At 55.9% G+C, this 22,444-nt stretch carries 19 protein-coding genes; 12 read left to right on the top strand and 7 right to left on the bottom strand.

The genetic code is table 11. The features are described from left to right. The first annotated feature begins 20 nt into the window (after positions 1-20). From serS to ACZ5FM_RS05450, 4 genes are all read left to right on the top strand, one after another. Positions 21-1,304 carry a serine--tRNA ligase gene (gene serS / locus ACZ5FM_RS05435; RefSeq protein ID WP_250982699.1) on the top strand — a complete coding sequence of 428 codons (1,284 nt, stop codon included), beginning with the start codon at positions 21-23 and terminating at the stop codon, positions 1,302-1,304. A 21-nt stretch (positions 1,305-1,325) separates the two neighbouring features. After that, on the top strand, positions 1,326-2,102 hold the full coding sequence (gene surE / locus ACZ5FM_RS05440) for a 5'/3'-nucleotidase SurE (RefSeq protein ID WP_250982698.1): 777 nt from the start codon (positions 1,326-1,328) through the stop codon (positions 2,100-2,102). 8 nt (positions 2,103-2,110) lie between these two features. Continuing rightward, positions 2,111-2,752, top strand: a complete 642-nt coding sequence (locus tag ACZ5FM_RS05445; protein WP_409515557.1) for a protein-L-isoaspartate(D-aspartate) O-methyltransferase — start codon at positions 2,111-2,113, stop codon at positions 2,750-2,752. Positions 2,753-3,028: 276 nt separating this feature from the next. Beyond that, on the top strand, positions 3,029-4,633 hold the full coding sequence (locus ACZ5FM_RS05450; protein WP_464039921.1) for a peptidoglycan DD-metalloendopeptidase family protein: 1,605 nt from the start codon (positions 3,029-3,031) through the stop codon (positions 4,631-4,633). 93 nt (positions 4,634-4,726) lie between these two features. Here the strand turns inward: ACZ5FM_RS05450 and mobA are convergent, their stop codons facing one another. The 4 genes from mobA to moaA all read right to left on the bottom strand — a co-directional run bounded on the left by mobA (position 4,727) and on the right by moaA (position 8,676). Then, positions 4,727-5,347, bottom strand: a complete 621-nt coding sequence (gene mobA / locus ACZ5FM_RS05455; protein ID WP_464039922.1) for a molybdenum cofactor guanylyltransferase MobA — start codon at positions 5,345-5,347, stop codon at positions 4,727-4,729. Then, a complete protein-coding gene (locus ACZ5FM_RS05460; protein ID WP_464039923.1) occupies positions 5,340-6,569 on the bottom strand; it encodes a multidrug effflux MFS transporter in 1,230 nt (409 codons plus the stop codon). Before ACZ5FM_RS05460 ends, mobA begins: the two co-directional genes overlap by 8 nt. Before the next feature lie 79 nt (positions 6,570-6,648). Beyond that, positions 6,649-7,539, bottom strand: a complete 891-nt coding sequence (locus ACZ5FM_RS05465; protein ID WP_259144990.1) for a DMT family transporter — start codon at positions 7,537-7,539, stop codon at positions 6,649-6,651. A 147-nt stretch (positions 7,540-7,686) separates the two neighbouring features. Continuing rightward, entirely contained in the window at positions 7,687-8,676 is a 990-nt protein-coding gene (gene moaA, locus ACZ5FM_RS05470) for a GTP 3',8-cyclase MoaA (RefSeq protein ID WP_464040422.1), read from the bottom strand. A gap of 210 nt (positions 8,677-8,886) precedes the next feature. On the opposite strand from moaA, the gene ACZ5FM_RS05475 reads away from it, so the two are divergent. The 3 genes from ACZ5FM_RS05475 (at position 8,887) to ACZ5FM_RS05485 (ending at position 11,867) form a co-directional block, all read left to right on the top strand. After that, positions 8,887-9,255: a gamma-butyrobetaine hydroxylase family protein gene (locus tag ACZ5FM_RS05475; protein ID WP_464039924.1), complete on the top strand. Its 369-nt coding sequence runs from the start codon at positions 8,887-8,889 to the stop codon at positions 9,253-9,255. A gap of 123 nt (positions 9,256-9,378) precedes the next feature. Beyond that, a complete protein-coding gene (locus tag ACZ5FM_RS05480) occupies positions 9,379-11,193 on the top strand; it encodes a monovalent cation:proton antiporter-2 (CPA2) family protein (RefSeq protein WP_275640991.1) in 1,815 nt (604 codons plus the stop codon). Positions 11,194-11,258: 65 nt separating this feature from the next. Beyond that, positions 11,259-11,867, top strand: a complete 609-nt coding sequence (locus ACZ5FM_RS05485; protein WP_250982693.1) for a pyridoxamine 5'-phosphate oxidase family protein — start codon at positions 11,259-11,261, stop codon at positions 11,865-11,867. Positions 11,868-11,985: 118 nt separating this feature from the next. Here ACZ5FM_RS05485 and ACZ5FM_RS05490 read toward each other — a convergent pair whose 3' ends face one another. Beyond that, complete coding sequence (locus ACZ5FM_RS05490) at positions 11,986-13,053, bottom strand: GGDEF domain-containing protein (protein ID WP_250982692.1); 1,068 nt, start codon at positions 13,051-13,053, stop codon at positions 11,986-11,988. A 339-nt stretch (positions 13,054-13,392) separates the two neighbouring features. Beyond that, a complete protein-coding gene (gene fumC / locus ACZ5FM_RS05495) occupies positions 13,393-14,784 on the bottom strand; it encodes a class II fumarate hydratase (protein ID WP_250982691.1) in 1,392 nt (463 codons plus the stop codon). Positions 14,785-15,265: 481 nt separating this feature from the next. On the opposite strand from fumC, the gene ACZ5FM_RS05500 reads away from it, so the two are divergent. Further along, entirely contained in the window at positions 15,266-17,134 is a 1,869-nt protein-coding gene (locus ACZ5FM_RS05500) for a L,D-transpeptidase family protein (protein ID WP_464040423.1), read from the top strand. Positions 17,135-17,209: 75 nt separating this feature from the next. On the opposite strand, the gene ACZ5FM_RS05505 is transcribed toward ACZ5FM_RS05500, so the two are convergent. Beyond that, the gene (locus tag ACZ5FM_RS05505) at positions 17,210-17,899 is read right to left on the bottom strand and encodes an HAD family hydrolase (protein WP_464039925.1); all 690 of its coding nucleotides are present in this window, start codon (positions 17,897-17,899) and stop codon (positions 17,210-17,212) included. Positions 17,900-18,083: 184 nt separating this feature from the next. Between ACZ5FM_RS05505 and rpiA the strand changes: the two genes are divergently transcribed. The 4 genes from rpiA (at position 18,084) to ACZ5FM_RS05525 (ending at position 22,427) form a co-directional block, all read left to right on the top strand. Continuing rightward, on the top strand, positions 18,084-18,782 hold the full coding sequence (gene rpiA / locus ACZ5FM_RS05510) for a ribose-5-phosphate isomerase RpiA (protein WP_192487695.1): 699 nt from the start codon (positions 18,084-18,086) through the stop codon (positions 18,780-18,782). A gap of 16 nt (positions 18,783-18,798) precedes the next feature. Beyond that, positions 18,799-19,359, top strand: coding sequence for a DUF2059 domain-containing protein (locus ACZ5FM_RS05515; RefSeq protein ID WP_192487696.1), 561 nt, complete (start codon positions 18,799-18,801; stop codon positions 19,357-19,359). Positions 19,360-19,495: 136 nt separating this feature from the next. Next, on the top strand, positions 19,496-20,884 hold the full coding sequence (gor, locus tag ACZ5FM_RS05520; protein ID WP_464039926.1) for a glutathione-disulfide reductase: 1,389 nt from the start codon (positions 19,496-19,498) through the stop codon (positions 20,882-20,884). Between the two features lie 166 nt (positions 20,885-21,050). Beyond that, on the top strand, positions 21,051-22,427 hold the full coding sequence (locus ACZ5FM_RS05525) for a class II 3-deoxy-7-phosphoheptulonate synthase (RefSeq protein ID WP_192487698.1): 1,377 nt from the start codon (positions 21,051-21,053) through the stop codon (positions 22,425-22,427). Positions 22,428-22,444 lie beyond the last annotated feature (17 nt).

Consider the following 22,444-nt stretch of genomic DNA (forward strand, 5'->3'; position numbering starts at 1 on the left):
CCGAACAGTCTGGAACGACAATGCTCGATATTAAATGGATACGCGAAAACCCCGAAGCTCTGGATGCCGCCTTGGCAAAGCGCGGCGCGGAGCCTCTTTCTTCCGGTTTGATAGTGCTTGATGAAAAGCGCCGTGCCGTTATTCAGAAACTTCAGGAAATGCAGTCCCGTCGTAATGCCGCCTCCAAAGAGATTGGCGCAGCCATGGGGCAGAAGAACTTCGAGCTTGCTGAAAAGCTGAAAGCCGAAGTTGCCGAGCTGAAAGAAACCATGCCACAGGCAGAAGAAGAGGACCGCCAGATCACGGCAGAACTCAACGACGCCCTGTCGCGCATTCCCAATATTCCCTTTGATGACGTTCCTGTCGGCAAGGACGAACACGACAACATCGTTGCGCGTGTGGTTGGCCAGAAGCCAGGCTGGAACCATGAGGCGAAAGAACACTTCGATATCGGTGAAGCGCTTGGCTACATGGATTTCGAACGCGCTGCCAAATTGTCCGGCGCCCGCTTTACTGTTCTGACCAGCCAGATTGCACGATTGGAACGGGCGCTTGGCCAGTTCATGATCGACCTGCATACAGGCGAGCACGGTTACACCGAAGTGTCGTCGCCTCTGCTTGTGCGCGATGACGCAATGTTCGGAACCGGTCAGTTGCCGAAGTTCTCCGAGGACCTGTTCAAGACCACGGATGGCCGCTGGTTGATCCCGACGGCTGAAGTCACGTTGACCAACCTGGTGTCGGGCGAAATTCTCGATCAGGAAAAGCTGCCGCTGCGCTTTACGGCGCTGACGCCATCCTTCCGGTCGGAAGCCGGTTCTGCCGGTCGTGACACCCGTGGCATGCTGCGCCAGCACCAGTTCTGGAAGTGCGAGCTGGTTTCGATCACCGATGCGGAAAGCGCTGTGGAAGAGCACGAGCGCATGACGGCCTGCGCTGAAGAAGTGCTGAAGCGTCTTGGTCTGCATTTCCGCACCATGACATTGTGCACCGGCGACATGGGCTTTAGCGCACGCAAGACCTATGACCTTGAAGTGTGGCTGCCGGGCCAGAACGCTTACCGCGAAATCTCGTCCTGCTCGGTGTGTGGTGATTTCCAGGGTCGCCGTATGAACGCCCGTTACCGGGGCAAGGAAGACAAGGCGACGAAGTTCGTTCACACGCTGAACGGTTCCGGCACAGCTGTTGGCCGCTGCCTGATTGCCGTTCTCGAGAACTACCTGAACGAAGACGGCTCTGTCACAATTCCAGACGTGCTGCTGCCATATATGGGCGGTCTGACCAAGATCGAAAAAGCAGCCTGATACTGCCGAAAGGGTATATGAATGCGCATTCTTCTGACCAATGATGATGGTATCCACGCCGAAGGGCTGGCTGTGCTTGAGCGCATTGCGCGCAAGCTCTCCGACGATGTGTGGATTGTCGCACCGGAAACGGATCAGAGTGGTTTGGCGCATTCATTGACGCTTTCCGAGCCGCTGCGTCTGCGCAAGGTTTCCGACAAGCATTTTGCCCTGCGCGGTACGCCAACCGATTGCGTCATCATGGGCATTCGCGAAGTGTTGCCCGGCAAACCTGATCTGGTGCTGTCGGGTGTAAACTCCGGCGCCAACATGGCTGACGACGTGACCTATTCCGGCACCATCGCCGGCGCCATCGAAGGCACGCTGCAGGGCGTGCGTTCATTTGCGCTGAGCCAGGCCTATGCTCACACCGATGACGGTGACCGCATCGTGCCGTGGGAAGTTGCAGAAACCTATGCACCTGACCTGATCAAGAAGCTGATCGATGTCGACCTGCCGGATGGCACCTTCCTTAATCTCAACTTCCCCAACTGCGCGCCGAAAGACGTGCAGGGCGTGACCGTGACCGATCAGGGCAAGCTGGACTTCGGTCTGACCGTTGAAGAGCGCAAGGATGGCCGTGGCCTTCCTTATTACTGGCTGCGTTTTGGCGAGCGTCTGGGCACGTTCCGCGAAGGCACCGATATTCATGCCGTCAAGAACGGCAAGATCTCTGTAACGCCTCTTAAACTCGACCTGACAGATTATACGGTCAAGGATCGTGTTGCCCAGGCGCTTGGTTTTGGAGTTGCAGATTGAAATCGCCAATGATCGAAAAAGAGGGGTTTGCTGCTCTGGTCCTGCGTCTTCGGGCCGAGGGCATCTCCGATATCGATCTGTTGACGGCAGTCGAGCAGACACCACGCTCGCAATTCGTACCATCGCAATTTGCCGACGATGCCTATTCCACCCGAACTATCCCGATTGATTGCGGATCGTTCATGGAAGGCGCCGATATGGCGGTTAAAATGCTGGCCCGTCTTCAGGTGAAGCCGGGGCAGCGTGTACTGGAAATCGGAACGGGCAGCGGTTTTACCGCCGCCGTTCTTGGCCGCATGGCAGAACGTGTCGTCTCTATTGATCGTTACAGGACCCTGGTTCAGAGCGCCCAGAAGCGTATGGAAGGCCTTGGCCTTCGTAATGTCGTGACCCGCCTTGCCGATGGCAGCAATGGTCTGACAGGCGAGGGCACCTTTGACCGTATTCTGATTACGGCAGCCTTTACCACCTTTCCACGCTTCATGGCCGAACAGCTCGTTTCCGGCGGCGTTTTGATTGCGCCGCTGATGGTGGATGACGAGCGTTGCGTGATGATGCGTTTGTCAAAAACCGGCAGCCGTTTTGAGCGCGAGGATATGTTCGAAGCGCCTTATTTGCCGCTTATCCCGCATATGGCGCGCCATATCTGATTTTTTCTGTCGCAATTGCTGTTTTTTAAGGCTTTGAATTCAAACAAGGAATTCAGACTTCGCCTTGCTTTTTGCCATGTCTTAATTGTCATGGTTATCGAATTGTCAAAAAAACTGCGCGGAATTTAAGCGTCTTAACCGCGTAGTAATACTAACGCGCTTTAATCATATCCATAGACGCATGGTTTTTCCGTTCTCGGGAAATGGGCCTTGCAAGAAATGAGTTTGCGCCGAGGCAGTCAGTTTCGGCGGGTTGGCGTCAGTGTAGATCGAGTCATGCGTATGAAGAATTCGCCCAAAATCGGAAAATCAGTCGCAAGAGTTTTGGTTGCAATCTCGCTGGCAGGCGTGGTTACGGGCTGTAGCTCGGATGCCACCCGGTTCAGCGGTCTGTTTTCCAATGAAACGGATACGATGACCACTGCATCAATCCCTTCCAGAAACGGTGCAGGTGCCTACGGTCAGGCACCGATCCCGATGGGCGATGTCAATGGTTCATCGATGGCATCAGCTCAGCCTGCCTACGGTAACAACAATCAGAATTATAACCAGCCATACCAGAACAACTCTGGTAATTACGGCTCGGTGCAAAGTTCCAGCGCACGGGTGGCCTCTTCGCCATCGACGATCCAGCGCTCGGAACTGACAGCTCCATCCGCAGGCAACACGCTTCGCGAACCGCAGTCGCGTAATCAGGCGATGGCACAGCCATTCCCGTCGGCCAACCCGCAGCCTGCCGCACCGGCGGTTGTTGCGCAGGCTCCGGCTGCACCGCGTGCTGTTGACCAGCTTTCCACCGCGTCAACCAAGCCGTCTTCAAATGGCTGGAATGCGCAGGGTGGCCCAAGTGTGACGCTGCGCCAGGGTGAAACCATTGCGACGCTGTCCAAGCGTTATGGTGTGCCTGAAAAGGAAATCCTCAAGGCCAATGGACTGACGACGGCTTCTGCCGCGGCACCTGGCCAATCGATCACCATTCCAACCTTCGGCACGCCACGTAATGCAGCCAAGGCCGCTGCGGACAACGTAAATCTCGCCAATGACGGCAACCTGCCGGCACCAACCCGCCAGAACGATCAGAACCTTGCTGTTCTGCCGTCGGCTGCTGCTGCCCGCGACAAGGCATCCGGCGAAGCTGCAAAGCTGACACCTCCAGGTGGCAAGCCTCTGCCGCCAACCGGTGGCTACAAGGTGCAGCCAGGTGACAGCCTTGCCAAGATTGCCAAGGCAAATGGTGTCAGCGTTGCTGCTTTGAAGGCTGCAAATGGCCTGTCGAATGAGAACATTCGTATCGGCCAGACGCTTCAGATGCCGTCTGCCAACACCGACAATGTGAAAACTGCGTCGATCACGCCGAAGGAAACACCAGTACAGCCGGAAGCGCCTGCAAAGACTGAAAGCGCGGTTAAGTCGCCTGAGCCTTACAAGGCGCCGGTCGCCACTTCGACAGTCGGCGAGATCGAGAAGAAGTCCGACGTGGCATCGATTGCTCCGGCCGCAACAGGCATCGGCAAATACCGCTGGCCGGTTCGTGGCGCCGTCATCTCCGGCTTCGGTGAAAACGTCGATGGCAATCGTAACGACGGTATCGATATCTCGGTTCCCGAGGGTACGGCGATCAAGGCCGCTGAAAACGGCGTGGTTATCTACTCCGGTAACGGTCTGAAGCAGCTCGGCAACACGGTTCTGGTTCGTCACGACGATGGCAAGGTGACTGTTTACGGCCACGCTTCCGCCCTCAACGTACAGCGCGGCCAGAAGGTGCAGCGCGGCGATACAATTGCGACATCGGGCATGAGCGGCAGCGCGAAACGCCCACAGGTTCACTTCGAAGTGCGCAAGGATGCGACGCCGGTGAACCCATCAGGATACCTTGAGTAGGTAGTGCGTCTCAGGGAAGAAAAAGCCGGGCTTTAGCCCGGCTTTTTTGTGTTTATAGGCATGTTCCTTGGCGCCGATTTAGGCGCATTTACTTCAGTCCAGCGTATCCAGAAATGCCTGCGCAATGGAAAGCTCGTCCGGCGTGTTGATGTTGAAAAACGGATCAATCGACGCGGTGACGCTTTCAATCTTGGGAAATGAAATGCCAAGCGTTGCATGGCGGCCAAGAAAGTTACGGATACGACGGTTTTCATCCACCGCCAGCCATTGCTCAAGATCATCGGCAATGGCGACTGGCCACAGACCGAACACCGGATGCACCTGACCGGCAGATGCGGCAATGATGACCGTGCTGTCGTCGGTCATGTAAGACCGCAGTTGGGCTTCCAGAGTGTCGGGAAAGAACGGACTGTCGGCCGGTACTGTCAGCATGTGGCTGGCGTCCGGTGCCACGGTCGCCATGTGGCGCAGTCCAGCCAGAACGCCTGCCAGCGGCCCGGCATGGCCCAGTTTGGTATCAGGCACCACAGGAAGGCCAAACTCGTCTGCCCAGTCATGGGGTGCGTTCAGCGCAAGGTATGAGACTTGCGGGCGAATGCGCTCGATGACATGCGAGAGCAGGGGGCTGTCGCCCAGTTGCTTGAGCGCCTTGTTGCTGCCCATGCGGCGGGAAAGGCCGCCAGCGAGAATGAGGCCGGGAAGATTTTTATGCATTGTCGTCTCGTTGTGACAGGCTGGCTTCCTGCCGTTCGGCTTTGCGCGTGAAGTATGTTGCGTAAAGGGCGAGAAGCCCGGTTGCAACCATCATGAACAGCAGCGGCTGTGTGCCGGAGGTTGGCGATAGCAGCGAGGTTGCGATAACAGACAGCGCAGCACCACCGCCAATCGTTAGCGCACCACCGAGACCGGAGGCAGAACCCGCCAGATGCGGTTTTACGCTGACCATGCCGGCATTGGAACTTGGCAAGGTCACGCCATTGCCAACACCGATCAGCGCCAGCGGCATGAAGAAGGCGTAAGGGCTGTGCAGGCCCGTATTGGCAAGGACGATGGCGATGACAATTCCGGTCATGGCGATGAGATTGCCGGACACCATCATGCGGATGATACCGATGTCACTGGCATAACGGCCGGAGATGAAGTTGCCGAGCATATAGCCCGCCGCCATGAAGAAGAATTGCACACCCAGCATCGCCGGTGTCAGGCCGTAAAGTGTGCTGCCAATGAATGGCGCACCACCGAGAAACGAAAAGAACAGACCGGACGAAAATGTCGAGGTCAGCGCGTATCCCCAAAACAGCCGTGATTTGAGAAGTTCAGGCCAGGCCTTGAACTGTGCCGAAAAACTGGTCGACTTCTGGCGGTTGGTTTCACCAAGATCAAAATAGACAAGCACGATCACCAGCATCGTCAGGCCCATCAACAGCAGGAAACTTGCCTGCCAGCCGCCGATATCATTCAGGACACCACCAATCATCGGGCCAACCATCGGCACGACAGACATGCCCATCGTCACGTAACCGATCATCGAGGCGGCCTGATTGGCCGGCACCATGTCGCGCACCACGGCTCTGGCCAGCACGAAACATGTCGCGACACTGGCCTGCGCAAAACGCGCCACCATGAACACACCGACATTGGGCGCCAGAAAACAGACCAGCGTTGCAATGCACATGATGCACAGGCTGACCAGCATCACCGGCCGTCTGCCAAACAGGTCAGACAGCGGGCCGACAACCAGCTGCACGCAGGCTGTTGCGGCGAGATAACCCGAGATCGACAGCTGCATGACGGCATATTGTGTCTCGAAATGCGCGGCCATGGCCGGCAGCGAGGGCAGAAACACGTTCATGCTGAGGGCAGAAAGCCCGGCCACCATAACCAGCGTGAAAATATGTGGCGGTGTTTTTCTGTTCAGAAAACCTACGTCAGTCAATTCATTACTCCTGACGCGTCACCGCCCTCAACGGTTGCGGATAGGGCTGGTTTGCGTCATTCCGGCATAACGGGGATTTTCAGGAATCCTTGGCCGATTTCATCAGATAGCGTCGTCTCTCGCGATAGAACGTGTAAATGCCGGATGCAATGACAATCGCTGCACCGATCAAGGTCCAGATGTCGGGTTTTTCCTGAAAAACCAGAATGCCAATCATCAGCGCCCACAGCAGGCTGGTGTAGCGGAACGGCGCGACGAAGGAGATTTCGCCCGAGCGCATGGCGAAGATCACCGTCTGGTAGCCGGAGAGCACCAGGATGGACGCGACGGCAAGATGGCCGATGACACTCCATTCCATCGGCTGCCAGCCACCCATCGGCACGATCAGCAATGCGCCAAACGCCGTATTGGCAGTTGCGGTAAACATGCTGATGGTCAGCGACGGTACGTCGGCATACATGCGCCGCGTCACCAGATCACGACAGGCCGTGACGAACACGGATGCAATTGCCAGCAATGCACCGGTGGTAAAACCTTCCGACCCCGGCCGAATGATAATCAATACACCGGCAAAACCGATACCAATAGCAACCCAGCGCCGCCAGCCCACCGGCTCGCCCAGAAAAAGTGCAGCCCCCAGCGTCACCACCAGTGGCAAGGACTGCATGATTGAGGAAATGCTGGCAAATTCCACTTGGCCGAGTGCGGTCAGAAACAGGACCGTGGCGGTAATCTCACTAACTGTCCGCAACAGCACTAGTGGTCGAAACAGTGTTTTGATGGGCCTCAGGGCGCCAAAATATTTGGCGAGCGCGATAATCATCACTGTGGTCATCACGCCGCGTACGAACATGATCTGGCCGGTATTCATGAATGGGGTGACGGATTTCACCAATGCATCGTTGATGGTGAAGCTGGCCATGGCAAGTGCCATGAACATCGCGCCTCGGGTATTTTCCGTCATTGCCATTACAGTAGAGCCTCTCCCGCCCGAATCCCCTCGGACACGGGCCAGTAGTAGCCAATCGATCATGGCTGTGCGAGGTCAGCGAGGCGGGAAAACGTCTGGTTGTGGTGACGAATTAAATAAGCAATATACAATGCGCGAGCGACGTGCTCAGCCGCCGGTAACACTCATGTGGCGGGCGACAGCTGGGCGCTTGTGTGTGCGGTCAATGATGAAGTCATGCCCCTTCGGTTTGCGCAGGATTGCCTCGTCAATGGCATTGGACAGCAGGCCATCATCCTCGCTGGCGCGAAGTGCGGTGCGCAGGTCTGCGGCATCGTTCTGGCCAAGGCACATGTAAAGTGTGCCGGTGCAGGTCAGACGCACGCGGTTGCAGCTTTCACAGAAATTATGAGTCAGCGGCGTGATGAACCCCAGACGGCCGCCGGTCTCTGTAACTTTGAAATACCGGGCAGGACCGCCGGTTTTGTAGGCAATGTCTGACAGCGTGAACTGTTCTTCCAGCTGCGTGCGCAGTTGCGACAGCGGCAGATAACGGTCGGTGCGATCTTCCTCGATCTCACCCATCGGCATGGTTTCAATGACGGTGAGGTCCATGCCGCGTCCATGCGCAAAACGCATCATCTCGGGAATTTCAAACTCGTTGAAATCCTTCAATGCAACCGCATTGAGCTTGATCTGCAGACCAGCCTTCTGGGCGGCATCAATGCCTTCCATGACCTTGGAGAAATCACCCCAGCGCGTAATCTGTTTGAACTTGACCGGGTCCAGCGTATCAAGCGACACATTGATGCGGCGCACGCCACAGTCGTAAAGTTCGTCGGCATTGCGTGCCAACTGCGACCCATTGGTGGTCAGCGTCAGCTCGTCAAGCGTGCCGGCATAGACATGGCGGCCGAGATTGCGCACCAGTTCCATGATATTCTTGCGCACCAGCGGTTCGCCGCCGGTCAGGCGCAGCTTACGCACACCCTTTTGAATGAAGGCGGAACAGAGCCGGTTCAGCTCCTCCAGCGTTAATAGGTCTTTCTTGGGCAGGAAGGTCATGTGTTCCGACATGCAATAGGTGCAGCGGAAATCGCAGCGATCTGTCACCGACACACGCAAATAGGTGACCGCACGCCCAAAAGGATCGATCATGGGTTCTGAATTTGGTGTCAGGGCTTCGGTTTTTCCGACCGGTCCCAAAAAGCTGTTCAACGTGCCAACTCCTGCTTCGAACACATGTTCAATGTGATACTGTTTCAGGCCAAGCCAAGGTGTTCGTTGCGCGTGTTTTATCTAGAGACTTGCTTATAACGAAACAAGACCATAACTGTGAAACACTACAAGACATTAGGGAAATGAACAATGAGTGATCCTTGGCCCACCGAATTGAAGGTCTCACAGGATCGCCATCTGCTGTCTGTTACCTTCGATGACGGTGCGCAGTATAAAATCCCGGCGGAAGTGATGCGGGTTCTGTCGCCTTCGGCAGAAGTGCAGGGGCATGGCCCCGGGCAGAAGGTAACGGTGCCTGGCAAACGCAATGTTGCCATTCGCAATATGGTCGCCGCTGGAAATTATGCTGTTCGCGTCGTTTTTGACGATGGTCATGACAGCGGTATCTTTACGTGGAAATATCTGCTGGAACTCGGTCGTGATGGTGACAAGCTGTTCGCGGCTTACGAGGCTGACTTGGCAGAAAAAGGACTGAGCCGCGAGCCGCGCCGCCGTTAAGGCTGCAGGTGGCAAACGGCAGATACTGATTATTCCTTTCATACGAGGGCGCTTGAACCGACCGGTTCTGATCAGAAGCGCTCCAGACGTCATTTATACATATACGCACAGGTGAGGTGAACTTTGGCGGTTGAAGCAAACGGCAATGATTTGTTGCAGGTGGTGGTGCTGTTGAGCGCAGGCGTCGTTGCCGCCCCGTTGTTCAAAAAAATCGGTTTGGGCTCCGTGCTTGGTTATCTGGCCGCCGGTCTTGTCGTTGGTCCCTTTGGGTTTGGGTTCTTTTCGGATTCGCAGGCCATCCTGCATATCGCCGAACTTGGCGTCGTAATGTTCCTGTTCGTCATCGGGCTTGAAATGCAGCCGTCGCGGCTGTGGTCGATGCGCAAGGACATTTTTGGTCTTGGGGCATTTCAGGTGCTGGCCTGTATGGCCGGCCTGACGGTCATTGGCGTCAGTCTTGGTTATCCCGCCATTCCGTCTTTCGTGGCTGGGACCGGCTTCGTGCTGACCTCTACTGCCATTGTGATGCAGATGCTGCAGGAACGCGGCAGCATGTCGACGCTGAAAGGCCAGCGCATCATCTCCATCCTGCTGTTTGAAGATCTGGCGATTGTGCCACTTTTGGCGCTGGTGGTGTTTCTCGGCAGCGGCGGCGAAGAAGTCACCGCATCGCAGAGATGGCTGTCGATTGGAATTGGCCTTGCAGCCATCGCAGCATTGATTGTTGCCGGTCGTTATCTGCTCAATCCGTTTTTCCGCCTACTCGCCGCCTCCGGTGCACGGGAAGTCATGACTGCCGCTGCCCTTCTGGTGGTGCTGGGATCTGCTTTGTTAATGCAGATGAGCGGGCTTTCCATGGCCATGGGTGCATTTCTGGCCGGTGTGCTGCTGTCGGAATCGTCATTCCGCCACCAGCTGGAGGCCGATATCGAACCCTTCCGTGGTATCCTGCTTGGCCTGTTCTTCCTGGCTGTCGGCATGGCAATTGACCTGACCGTCATCGCCCAGAATTGGAAGATCGTCGTTGCCAGCGTGATCGGCTACATGGTGCTGAAGTCCGTCATCATCTACGGCGTGGCGCGTATTCTCGGCACCTGCAAACGTGAAAGCCTCGAGCGTGCGGTGCTGATGGCGCAGGGCGGCGAATTTGCCTTTGTGCTCTACGCCGCCGCCATTGCTGCCGGCATCTTCAACCGCGAAGAAAATGCGCTGTTGACCGCAACCATCATCATTTCGATGATCCTGACACCGCTGATGGTGATTTTGCATGATCGTCTGGTTCCTGCTGCCGTGCCAGATACCCATGATCTGGACCTGCCGGAAAATGTCGAAGGCACGGTGCTGTTGATCGGCTTTGGCCGTTTTGGCCAGATTGTCAGCCAGCCCTTGCTGGCGCGCGGTTACACGCTGTCGCTGATTGACCGTGATCCGGAATTTATCCGGGAAGCCGCCGAGTTCGGTTTCAAGGTCTATTACGGTGATGGTTCACGCTCTGAAATCCTGCATGCTGGCGGTGCTGCCACCGCCAAGGCTGTACTGATCTGCGTGGACGACAAGGAAGCGGCCATCCGCATTGCTGAGATCGTCAAGCACGAATTCCCGCTGGTGCCGGTGCTGGCGCGTGCCTTTGACCGCGCCCACGCTATCGATCTGTTAAATGCCGGTGTTGATTACCAGATCCGCGAGACGCTGGAATCGGCACTGAACTTCAGTGAAGAAGTGCTGAACGTGCTCGGTGAAGACATGGAAGTCGCAGCACGGCTGGTCGAAGAATTCCGCGATGTTGACCAGGAACGCTTCGCGCTTGAAGTTGTCGGCGGCATCTACGCTGGCCGCTCGCTGGTGCGTGGCAATGCCCAGCCGGCTGACCTTGTTGCAGCAAGAACGGCAAAGAAACGTGCGCAGCAGGAAAGCGCCAGTGCAGAGGCGAGGAGATGACGGTTTACCGTCATTCTCCTGTCATGTGACGGTGCTTTCACACATGCATGAAAAGGTGAGGACAGATGAGTATCATACAGTCGGTTGAAGAATTGCAGGCCATTTATAATGGCGTTTCAGAAGCGTCGGTCGCCAAGGTCACGGAACGATTGACCGCCGAATACCGGCTGATGATCGAAACCTCGCCCTTTGTCGCTCTGGCAACCGTTGGTCCTGAGGGCATGGACTGTTCGCCGCGTGGCGACCGCGGCGGTGTCGTGCGGGTTGCCGATGACAAGACGGTGCTGTTGCCCGACTGGCGCGGTAACAACCGTATCGATTCCCTTCTCAATGTGGTTCGTGACCCGCGCGTCGCGCTGATGTTCCTGATCCCCGGTTCCAACACCACCATGCGCATCAATGGCAAGGGGCAGGTGTCGATTGATCCGGCATTGCTGGAAAGCTTCGTGATGGATGGCAAACATCCACGCACCGTTTTGGTCGTGAGCATTGATGAGGTGTATTTCCAGTGCGCCAGAGCCTTGATGCGCTCGGAACTGTGGAACCCGGAGCACTTTGTAGACCCGGCGACATTGCCGACACCCGGTACCTTGCTGAAGGCTGCCAAGGCAGACTTTGACAAGGACACCTATGACAGCACATGGGCTGCTCGTGCGGCCGTCACCATGTGGTGATGCGCCGTTTGCGGCGGACAGGACAACAGCCTGATCAATAAGACGACGACCAATAAAAAGAGCCTGTCATGCTTGGGACATGACAGGCTCTTTTCATTCTGGATGTTGGTGCTGGTTACTACTTGTAGATCAACCAGTTCTTGCCAACGTAATTCTTCTGCATGCCTTCTTCAAAGAAAACGCTGCGGTTACGCCCGGTTTCCTTGGCATGGTAAAGTGCGGTGTCAGACTGTGCGTAGAGCTCGCCAGGACCAGAGGCTTGCGAGCCCATGGCGTAGCCGATCGAGATATTCACAGGGCCGTAATCCGTGCCCGAGCGCGAGTTGCGGAACGGTGTATTTTCCAGCGACAAGCGAATGCGTTCGCAGATCGTCATCACCTCATCGACATTGTTGCCTTCAAGGATGATTGCGAATTCTTCACCGCCGGTGCGGGCCACAAACACGTCCTTGCGAACATTGGAGCGGATAAGATTGCCGACGGTCGCGAGAATCTTGTCGCCAACCGGATGACCATAGGTATCGTTGATCCGCTTGAAGTGGTCGATGTCGAGCAACACGAGCGATGTCAGATGAAGGCCAATGGAACTGTCGAACAGGGAAGACAGCTTTTCATCAAAAGCGCGGCGGTTGGAAAGGCGGGTCAGCGAATCCGTATTGGCGATACGCTTGTATTCGTCCAGTTCCTGACGAACCTGGTTCATCTCTTCGGAATGGCGGCTGACGCTCTGTGCAGTCTTTTCACCATGGGCCGCGGTATTGCCGGTTGCATCCTGCAATACTTTGATCACGCTGCCGACAATATTGTTGCTGGTGATATTCTTGTTGGAAATACGCGCAACAGTTTCGACCAGCAGCTTGCTGTAGTTTTCCATTGAATTCTGTTCATGCTGCAAAAGCGAGAGCAGGGATTCCAGCTCAGAGCGAACCTTGTCATGCGCAGTTTCAATGATACGGCCGTGATTATGGTCAAAATACTGGTCGCCCAGCGCGTCGAGTTCCTCCTGCGTCGCCTTGCTGCCAAGGGCAGCCAGCTCGCGGGTGAGGGCAGGGTTAGAGCCAATATAGGCTTCATAAAATAGACTGTAATTGCGGGGTATAGGTGCCACGCCCATGCTGCGCATGGCATAGGTAATCTGACCGGCAATATCAGGAACCTGCGCCTTGGGCGTGGTTACTGTGCTCATCAAAGTCTCCAAATAATTCTAGGCTTAAATCATGCTAAATATTAGCACCCAATTTCTTTTGGAATATTTAATTTTGGTGATGTGTTCTATTATTTCGAAAATGATGATGTAAGTATAGTCGCAATTTAAGTTGCTGTTTTTATATTACTTTTGAGGTCATCAACCGAAGATTGTTTTTGCTTTAGCATTTTTCTTGTATAATTTTTTGCCATTGATTTTTCTTGGGTTAGTTTTGGGCATCAATGGTTTTTGCAATAACTCTAATACGTTGACGAAAATTGCCAAATAAAAAACGGCCCCGTTCCCGGAGCCGTTCGATGTATATCTTGTTCACTCGACTTACTTCGGGCCGATCATCTCTTCTGGACGAACATACTGATCAAACTCTTCGTTGGTCAGGTAACCGCCGCCGACAGCCTCTTCACGCAGCGTCGTGCCGTTCTTGTGTGCGGTCTTGGCAATCTTGGCGCAGGCGTCGTAACCCAGCTTGCTGTTGAGAGCAGTGACCAGCATCAGGGAGTTTTCAACGCCCTTGCGGATGTTGTCTTCGCGCGCTTCGATGCCAACAACGCAGTTGTCGGTGAAGGATACGGCAGCGTCGCCCAAAAGCTGGACGGACTGCAGGAAGTTGTACGCCATCATCGGGTTGTAGACGTTCAGTTCGAAGTGACCCTGGCTGCCTGCGAACGTAATGGCGGCCTGGTTGCCGAAGATATGCGCGCAAACCTGCGTCAATGCTTCAGACTGTGTCGGGTTGACCTTGCCTGGCATGATCGACGAGCCAGGCTCGTTTTCTGGCAGCGACAACTCGCCAAGGCCGGCGCGTGGGCCAGAGCCGAGGAAACGGATGTCGTTGGCAATCTTGAACAGGGCAGCAGCGGCAGCATTGATGGCGCCGTGCGAGAAGACCATGGAGTCGTGCGCTGCAAGCGCTTCAAACTTGTTAGGGGCGGTGACGAAGTCGAGACCGGTGATGGAAGCGATTTCTTCGGCAACCTTTTCAGCAAAGCCGACTGGTGCGTTAAGGCCGGTGCCGACGGCGGTGCCGCCCTGTGCCAGTTCGCAAAGGCCGGGCAGGGTCAGTTCAATGCGCTTGATGGCAGAAGCAACCTGTGCGGCGTAACCGGAAAATTCCTGGCCAAGCGTCAGCGGGGTGGCGTCCTGCGTGTGCGTGCGGCCAATCTTGATGATGTGGGCGAAATCCTTCGCCTTCTTGTCCAGTGCTGCATGCAGGTGCTTGAGGCTTGGCAGAAGGTGGTGAACGATCTCTTCGGCGCAGGCAATGTGCATGGCCGTCGGGTAGGTGTCGTTGGACGACTGGCTCATATTGACGTGATCGTTCGGGTGAACAGGCTTCTTGGAGCCCATCTCGCCGCCCAGCATTTCGATGGCGCGGTTGGAGATCACTTCATTGGCATTCATGTTGGACTGGGTGCCGGAACCGGTCTGCCAGACAACCAGCGGGAAGTGGTCGTTCAGCTTGCCGTCGATAACTTCCTGCGCTGCCTTGACGATGGTGTCGCCAACGGAGCTGTCCAGGCGGCCAAGTGCCATGTTGGCGCGGGCTGCGGCCTGCTTGACGATGCCCAGTGCACGAACAACCGAAAGCGGCTGCTTTTCCCAGCCAATCTTGAAGTTTCCAAGCGAACGCTGTGCCTGTGCGCCCCAATATCTGTCGCTTGCGACGTCGATCGGGCCAAATGTATCGGTTTCCGTGCGGGTGGCTGTCATCGGTCCTGCCTCTTAATGCTCAAATCCTCCGGCAAAACGGCACTTTTGCACGCCTTGCGCGCGCAGACATATAGAGCCATCCGCCCAGCATGGAAAGCCCATATGACCCTATCTTGAGTGTAACAATGGGGTTTGTCGAAAATCGAATATTCCGCGCCGTGGCATATCCGTCACATGGCGAATTTGCGTAAAAATCGCAGCAGTGCTGAGTTCATGATGTTTGTTATTTTATGTATAAGCCATCAAAAATAAAGGAAAATTTAACCATTTAATCCAACCCTGCAGGGAGTGCTGACGATGGTGCTTCCGTAACGGAAAGTTGAGGTGCTCGATGCCCCGCACTGTCGTCCGTTTTCTTTTCAAAAAACCGGTAATCGGTTAGACAGTCATTAAATAAATACAGGCGGAATCAGCTGCATTCCCGCCTTATGGTGTGAGGACGAAATTGCATACAGGATCTGGAAAAACATCGGCTGCGTTCATGCTGGCAGCCGGGCTTGCGTTCTCGGTAGCCATGCCTTCATCTGCTGGTGCTGTCACGCTGCTTGATCTCTTGCGCGGTGGTCCGGGCAAGCAGGGCGCACGTGAGCAGCAGGCGCTGCCCGGTGTTGTCACAGGCAACGGAAGCAGTGCTCGTGTCACAAATGATGCCGATCCTGAGCCGCTGCCGCGTATCGCTGGTCCGCGTTATTACACCTATAAGGCTGACGCGACCCAAACGGTGAAAACCACCGGTTTTGGCCAGGCCGACAATGAGGCGCGTTTCCTTGACAATGCCAAGGTCACCGCACCGGTTGATGTCGCCAAGGCGCTGGAAGCCTATTACGGTGCTGGCGGCAAAACGCTGTGGGTCACCAATGGCGAAGTCAATGAAAAGGCCAATGCCGTTCTCGAGTTCTTCGCAAGTGTTTCGGCAAGCGGTCTTGATCCGGCCGACTACATCATTTCCGTTCCTGCCAGCGACGTCACCGCCAGCATCAGCGAAACACCGGCAACAGCACCGGAAGAGCCGGTGCAGCAGCAGGTGAGCAGCACAAACGACGCTTACCAGCGCGCCTTGATGCAGTTTGAACTGTCGCTGTCGGCAAAGGTCCTGACCTATGTGCAGGACAATATGCGTGGCCGCATTGATCCAAATAAACTGTCCGGCTACCATGATTTCAAGCGCAAGACCGTCAATCTGGCGCCGGTCCTGAAGCTCTCGCGTCTCAGCACCGACATCACGGCCTATCTGCGCAGCCGCGAACCATCAAACCCGGAATACCTGTCGCTGAAGGCGGAACTGGCTGCACTGCGCGAGCAGGACGGCAACGAGCATGAGCGTATCGTTCTCTCCGACAACCTGCTGCTCAAGCCCGGCAACACCAATGCCGAGCTCGCCAGTGTCGTGAAGGCAATCCAGCACCGTTCGTCGGAAACCCTGAAACAGCAGCATTCCGAAACCTTCACCACCTACCAGCAGACCCCGGAATACACGCCGGAACTGGTGGAACTGGTCAAGGCCTTCCAGGGCGAACACGGCCTGAAGGCTGACGGCGTTATTGGCCGTGCAACGGTTCGCGCCATGATCGGCGACAGCAACGAAGCCAAGATCAACAAGGTCGTGGTGGCGATGGAGCAGGTGCGTTGGCTGCCGGCTGACCTCGGCCAGCGTTACGTCTTCATCAACCAGCCTGCCTTCATGGCCTATTACCACAATGAAGGTAAGGAAGAGTTCGGCATGAAGGTGGTTGTTGGCTCCAAGGCCAACCAGACCTATTTCTTCCAGGACCAGATCCAGACGGTAGAATTCAACCCTTATTGGGGCGTTCCGCAGTCGATCATCGTCAACGAAATGCTGCCGAAGCTGCGCAATGACCCATCCTACCTGGACCGCCTCGGTTATCAGGTTGAGGTTGGCGGCAAGCCGGTTTCGTCTTCCAGCGTCAACTGGTACGGCTCTACCAATGCCATTGCGGTTCGCCAGCCGCCGAGCAGTGACAATGCTTTGGGTGATCTGAAGATCCTGTTCCCGAATGCGCACGCCATCTACATGCATGACACGCCGGCCAAGAGCTTCTTCTCGCGCGACATGCGTGCGCTGAGCCACGGCTGTATTCGTCTGGTTGATCCGCGTCGCATGGCTGCGGCCGTGATGGGTGTTGGCATCAGCGAGATCGACCAGCAGATCGCATCCGGCAAGAATCGTGCGGTTCAGGTGCCGGTTAAAATTCCTGTTTACGTCTCCTATTTCACTGCATGGCCGAACAAGGATGGCAAGGTCGAGTTCTTCGACGACGTCTATGACCGTGACAGCTACGTCATGAAGGCTTTCGGCGTAACCAGCAAGGCACGCGGATCGTCGGTCTGAGACGACATCATCCAAAACAAAAGCGCCCGAAAGGGCGCTTTTTTTATGCGATAAATTCTAAGGCTCGGCTCGAGATCAGGCCGCCTTTGCGCGGTCGGAAATCAACTGTAGCAACAGTTCCGGTGTCAGTTTGTCAAACGAGCTGATCACGTAGGATGGGTCCAGCTGTTCAACCGGTATGTCGGTGTAACCGAAGGTCACGCCGATGGATGGAACGCCAGCGTTTTTGGCGGCCATGATATCGTTGACGCTGTCACCGATCATGACGCAATTGTCCAGACGACCCTTGGCAAGTTCCACGGTGCCGATGATATGGGCGGCATCGGGCTTGCGCACCGCAAAGGTGTCACCGCAGGTGATGGTCGGGAAATACTGGGTCAGATTCAACTGTTCCAGCAGTGGCATTGTCAGCACGGCCGTTTTGTTGGTGCAGACGGCGAGCTCGAAACCGGCGTCCTTCAGACGCAGCAGCGCCTCGATAATGCCGGGGTAGGGTTTGCTGTCACCGGGAATGTTCTGCTTGTAATAATCGATGAAGCGCAAAAACAGCTCTTCCAGCCGTTCGTCGGACAGCGGCTGTTCGCGCAGCGCATAGGCGCGCTTGATCATGGTTTTAGCGCCCTGGCCAACGAGATGCATGAGATCTTCGTAGGTCACAGGGGCAAGATTGTCTTCGGCGATTGTGCTGTTGAGGCTGGTGACGAGATCGGGTGCAGTATCGATCAAGGTTCCGTCGAGGTCGAAAATGGCAAGTGGCGCAGTCAAAGGCGTTCTCTATGGCTGGGATTGAATGTCATGGGGCTCACAATTCTGTGCAGCAGCCTAAGCAATGCCATGGGCATTTGCAATAAACTGCTGTCATCCGTGGTCTGTTCGCGCATAAGGGCTTTCGTTTGGCAAGCGAGGCGTGTAAACAGCACGCGAAGAAAACGACTGGAGATTTTGGCATATGGATGCCCGCCAGATGAAGATTAAAGCCGCCGAGGCTGCCTTGTCCTATGTTGAGGATGGTATGCGGCTCGGTATTGGCACTGGTTCGACAGCCGAAGAATTTGTCCGTTTGCTGGCCGAAAAGGTCGCGGGCGGTTTGAAAGTGCAGGGGGTCCCAACCTCCGAACGGACCGCGCGTCTGTGTGTAGAACTTGGCATTCCCTTGAAATCGCTTGAAGAATTGCCGCAGCTTGATCTGACCATTGATGGTGCGGATGAGGTGGATGGCAACCTTAGCCTGATCAAGGGCGGCGGCGGCGCATTGCTGCGTGAAAAGATCGTTGCAGCGGCATCGTCGCGCATGATCGTCATTGCTGACGAAAGCAAGGTTGTCGAAACGCTTGGCGCATTCCCGTTGCCAATCGAGATCAATGCCTTTGGACTTGCCTCTACACGTATTGCGATTGAGGCACTGGCATCGCGCCTCGGTCTGACGGGTGAGCTAAAATTGCGTGGAACAGAGGATGGTCCGTTCACGACTGACGGCGGCCACCTTATTTTTGACGCATCATTTGGGCGTATTCCTGATTCAGAAACGCTGGCGAACCAACTCAATGCGATTCCCGGTGTTGTGGAACACGGACTTTTCATCAATATGGCGTCGCTTGCCATTATTGCCGGCCCTGGCGGGGCACGTGCAATGCAAGCAAGAATATAACAGGAGCAAATATTTCATGATCAGAATAGCGGGACTGGGCCGCGCTGCCGCTGCTTCGATCCTTTTTTCAGGTCTCGTTTTCGGCTCTGCCGTACGGGCGCAGGAAATTTCGGAAGAGCACATCACTGCGGCTAAGCAGGCCATTGCAACGCTTGGCGTTACCGAGCGCTTCGATGCCATTCTGCCGGGCCTTGCCGAGCGTTTGAAGGCTCAGCTCATCCAGGCTTCGCCAAATGTTCAGGACGCGATCAGCCAGACGGTTGATGAAACTGCGCTGGCGCTGGCGCCACGTCGTGCCGACCTCGAGCGTGAAGCTGCTGCGACCTACGCAAAGACCTTCTCGATTGACGAGTTGAAGGCTATCAGCGCGTTCTACAACAGCGAAGCTGGCAAGAAGCTCCTGAAAGACGGACCGATTGCAACACGTGAACTGTTGAAGGCTGCTGACATCTGGGCATCCGGCATCAACCGCGATCTCAGCGAAAAGAGCATGGCTGAACTTCAGAAGGTTGCCGGTGCCGATCTCGCACCACTGCCAGCCGAAGGCGCTGCCCCGGCTGAAGCACCGAAGCCTTGATCTTCAGTTTTTCGTGAATTCATTAGCCCGGCCTCATGGCCGGGCTTTTCATTTGGTGTGTTGAATACCTATATCAGCAGCACACAGACGCAAGGATACCGGGGCCGTTTATCGGGTATCTTCACAGGGGTATATTATGACAGCTTATGACTATGACCTTTTCGTTATCGGTGGTGGTTCCGGTGGCGTGCGCAGCGCGCGCGTAGCTTCTTCGCTTGGTAAACGTGTCGCTATTGCCGAAGAATATCGTTACGGCGGAACCTGCGTCATCAGAGGCTGTGTTCCCAAGAAGCTCTTTGTTTATGCCTCGCAATTCCCTGAGCATTTTGAAGATGCCGCCGGTTTCGGCTGGACTGTCGGCGAACGTAGCTTTGACTGGAAAAAGCTCGTTGCCGCCAAGGATCAGGAAATCACCCGTCTCGAAGGCCTGTATCGCAAGGGTCTGGAAAACGCCAAGGCTGACATTTACGACAGCCGTGCCGAGCTGGTGGATGCCCATACCGTCAAGCTGGTGAAGACCGGTCAGACCTTCACGGCTGAACGCATTGTCATTGCCGTGGGTGGTACGCCCAATGAGCACAAGGCACTCAAAGGCCATGAGCTGACGATTTCCTCCAACGAGGCTTTTGATCTTGAAACGCTGCCGCGTTCCATCCTGATTGCTGGTGGCGGTTACATCGCTGTTGAATTTGCCAATATCTTCCACGGTCTTGGTGTGGAAACGACGCTGATCTATCGCGGCAAGGAAATCCTGTCGCGCTTCGATCTCGACATGCGCCGTGGCCTGCATGAGGCAATGGAAGCCAAGGGCATCCGCATCATTTGCTCTGACGTTATCGAGGAAGTGTCCAAGGCACCGGACGGTGGTCTTATCGCCCGCACCCTCAACAACGGCACGCTGTCGGTCGATACCGTCATGCTGGCACTGGGACGTGACCCCAATACCAAGGGTCTTGGCCTTGAAGCGGCAGGCGTGGCGTTGGACAAGCGCGGTGCGATTGTCGTGGACGAATATTCGCGTACCAACGTGCCAGGCATCTTTGCACTGGGTGACGTCACCGACCGGGTACAGCTGACGCCAGTGGCTATCCATGAAGCGATGTGCTTCATCGAAACCGAGTTCAAGAACAATCCGACCAAGCCGGATCATGATCTCATTGCCACCGCCGTGTTCTCGCAGCCGGAAATCGGTACGGTTGGTCTTTCGGAAGAAGAGGCGGCCTCCCGCTATCAGGAACTGGAAGTCTACCGCGCGCAGTTCCGCCCGATGAAGGCTACATTGTCCGGTCGCTCCGAGAAGACGATCATGAAGCTGATTGTCAATGCTGAGGACCGCAAGGTTGTTGGCGTTCACATTCTTGGCCACGAAGCTGGTGAAATGGCGCAGCTGCTTGGCATCACCCTCAAGGCCGGTTGCACGAAGGATGACTTCGACAACACCATGGCGGTGCATCCGACAGCGGCCGAAGAGCTGGTGACGATGTATTCACCGAGCTACCGGATCCGGAACGGCGAACGCGTCTGAATTCGGTTTTTCTGATATAATCGATTTACGGCCCCATCCGGGGCCGAAATGGTACTGATTGATGCAATGGCGACCTATGCAAGGGCGTCCGACAGGTTTATAAGCCGCCTCTATTTTGGCGAGGACGGCTTCCCGCATTGTGCGGGAAAGGAAACAGGTGAGTAAAATGGCACAGAATTGGAACCCGGCGAGCTGGCGACACAAGCCTATACAGCAGGTGCCTGATTATCCGGATCAGGACGCATTGCATGCAACTGAAGCCAAACTCGCAAAGTATCCGCCACTCGTTTTTGCTGGTGAAGCACGCCGTTTGACGCGCTCGCTGGCCAATGTTGCCAATGGCGACGGCTTCCTGCTTCAGGGCGGTGACTGTGCGGAAAGCTTTGCCGAGCACGGCGCTGATACCATCCGCGACTTTTTCCGCGCCTTTCTGCAGATGGCCGTTGTGCTGACCTATGGCGCGCAGCTGCCTGTCGTAAAGGTTGGCCGTATTGCCGGTCAGTTTGCCAAGCCACGCTCATCGAATGTCGAAGTGCTGGATGGCGTGACGCTGCCAAGCTACCGCGGTGACATCATCAACGGTATCGAATTCAATGAAGAGTCCCGCGTTCCGGACCCTGAGCGTCAGGTCATGGCATACCGCCAGTCGGCTGCAACGCTCAACCTGCTGCGCGCCTTCGCCATGGGTGGTTATGCCAACCTGGAAAACGTGCATCAGTGGATGCTCGGCTTCATCAAGGACAGCCCGCAGGGCGACCGTTACCGCAAGCTTGCGGATCGTATCTCTGAAACCATGGACTTCATGAAGGCCATCGGCATTTCGGCAGAAAACAATCCAAGCCTGCGCGAAACAGATTTCTTCACCAGCCACGAAGCTCTGCTTCTCGGTTACGAAGAAGCGCTGACACGCGTCGATTCCACATCGGGCGACTGGTATGCAACATCCGGTCACATGATCTGGATTGGCGACCGTACGCGCCAGCCGGACCATGCGCATGTTGAATACTGCCGTGGCATCAAGAACCCGATCGGCCTGAAGTGCGGTCCGTCCATGACGGCAGACGGCCTTCTGGAACTGATCGACATTCTGAACCCTGCCAACGAGGCCGGTCGCCTGACGCTGATCTGCCGCTTCGGTTATGACAAGGTTGCCGACCATCTACCGCGCCTCATCCGCGCCGTAGAGCGGGAAGGGCGCAAGGTTGTATGGTCGTGCGATCCGATGCATGGCAACACGATCACGCTCAACAGCTACAAGACGCGTCCATTCGAGCGTGTTCTGTCGGAAGTGGAAAGCTTCTTCCAGATCCACCGCGCAGAAGGCACGCATCCGGGCGGCATCCACGTTGAAATGACCGGCAATGACGTAACGGAATGCACAGGCGGCGCACGTGCCGTAACGGCAGACTCGCTGTCTGACCGTTACCACACTCATTGCGACCCGCGCCTGAACGCAGACCAGGCCCTGGAACTGGCTTTCCTTCTTGCCGAGCGCATGAAGGGTGGCCGCGACGAAAAGCGTCTCGCTGTCGCAAACGCCTGATCTGGACTGTAAGGTCT

The organism is Agrobacterium sp. 5Ca50 (genome assembly GCF_055381905.1).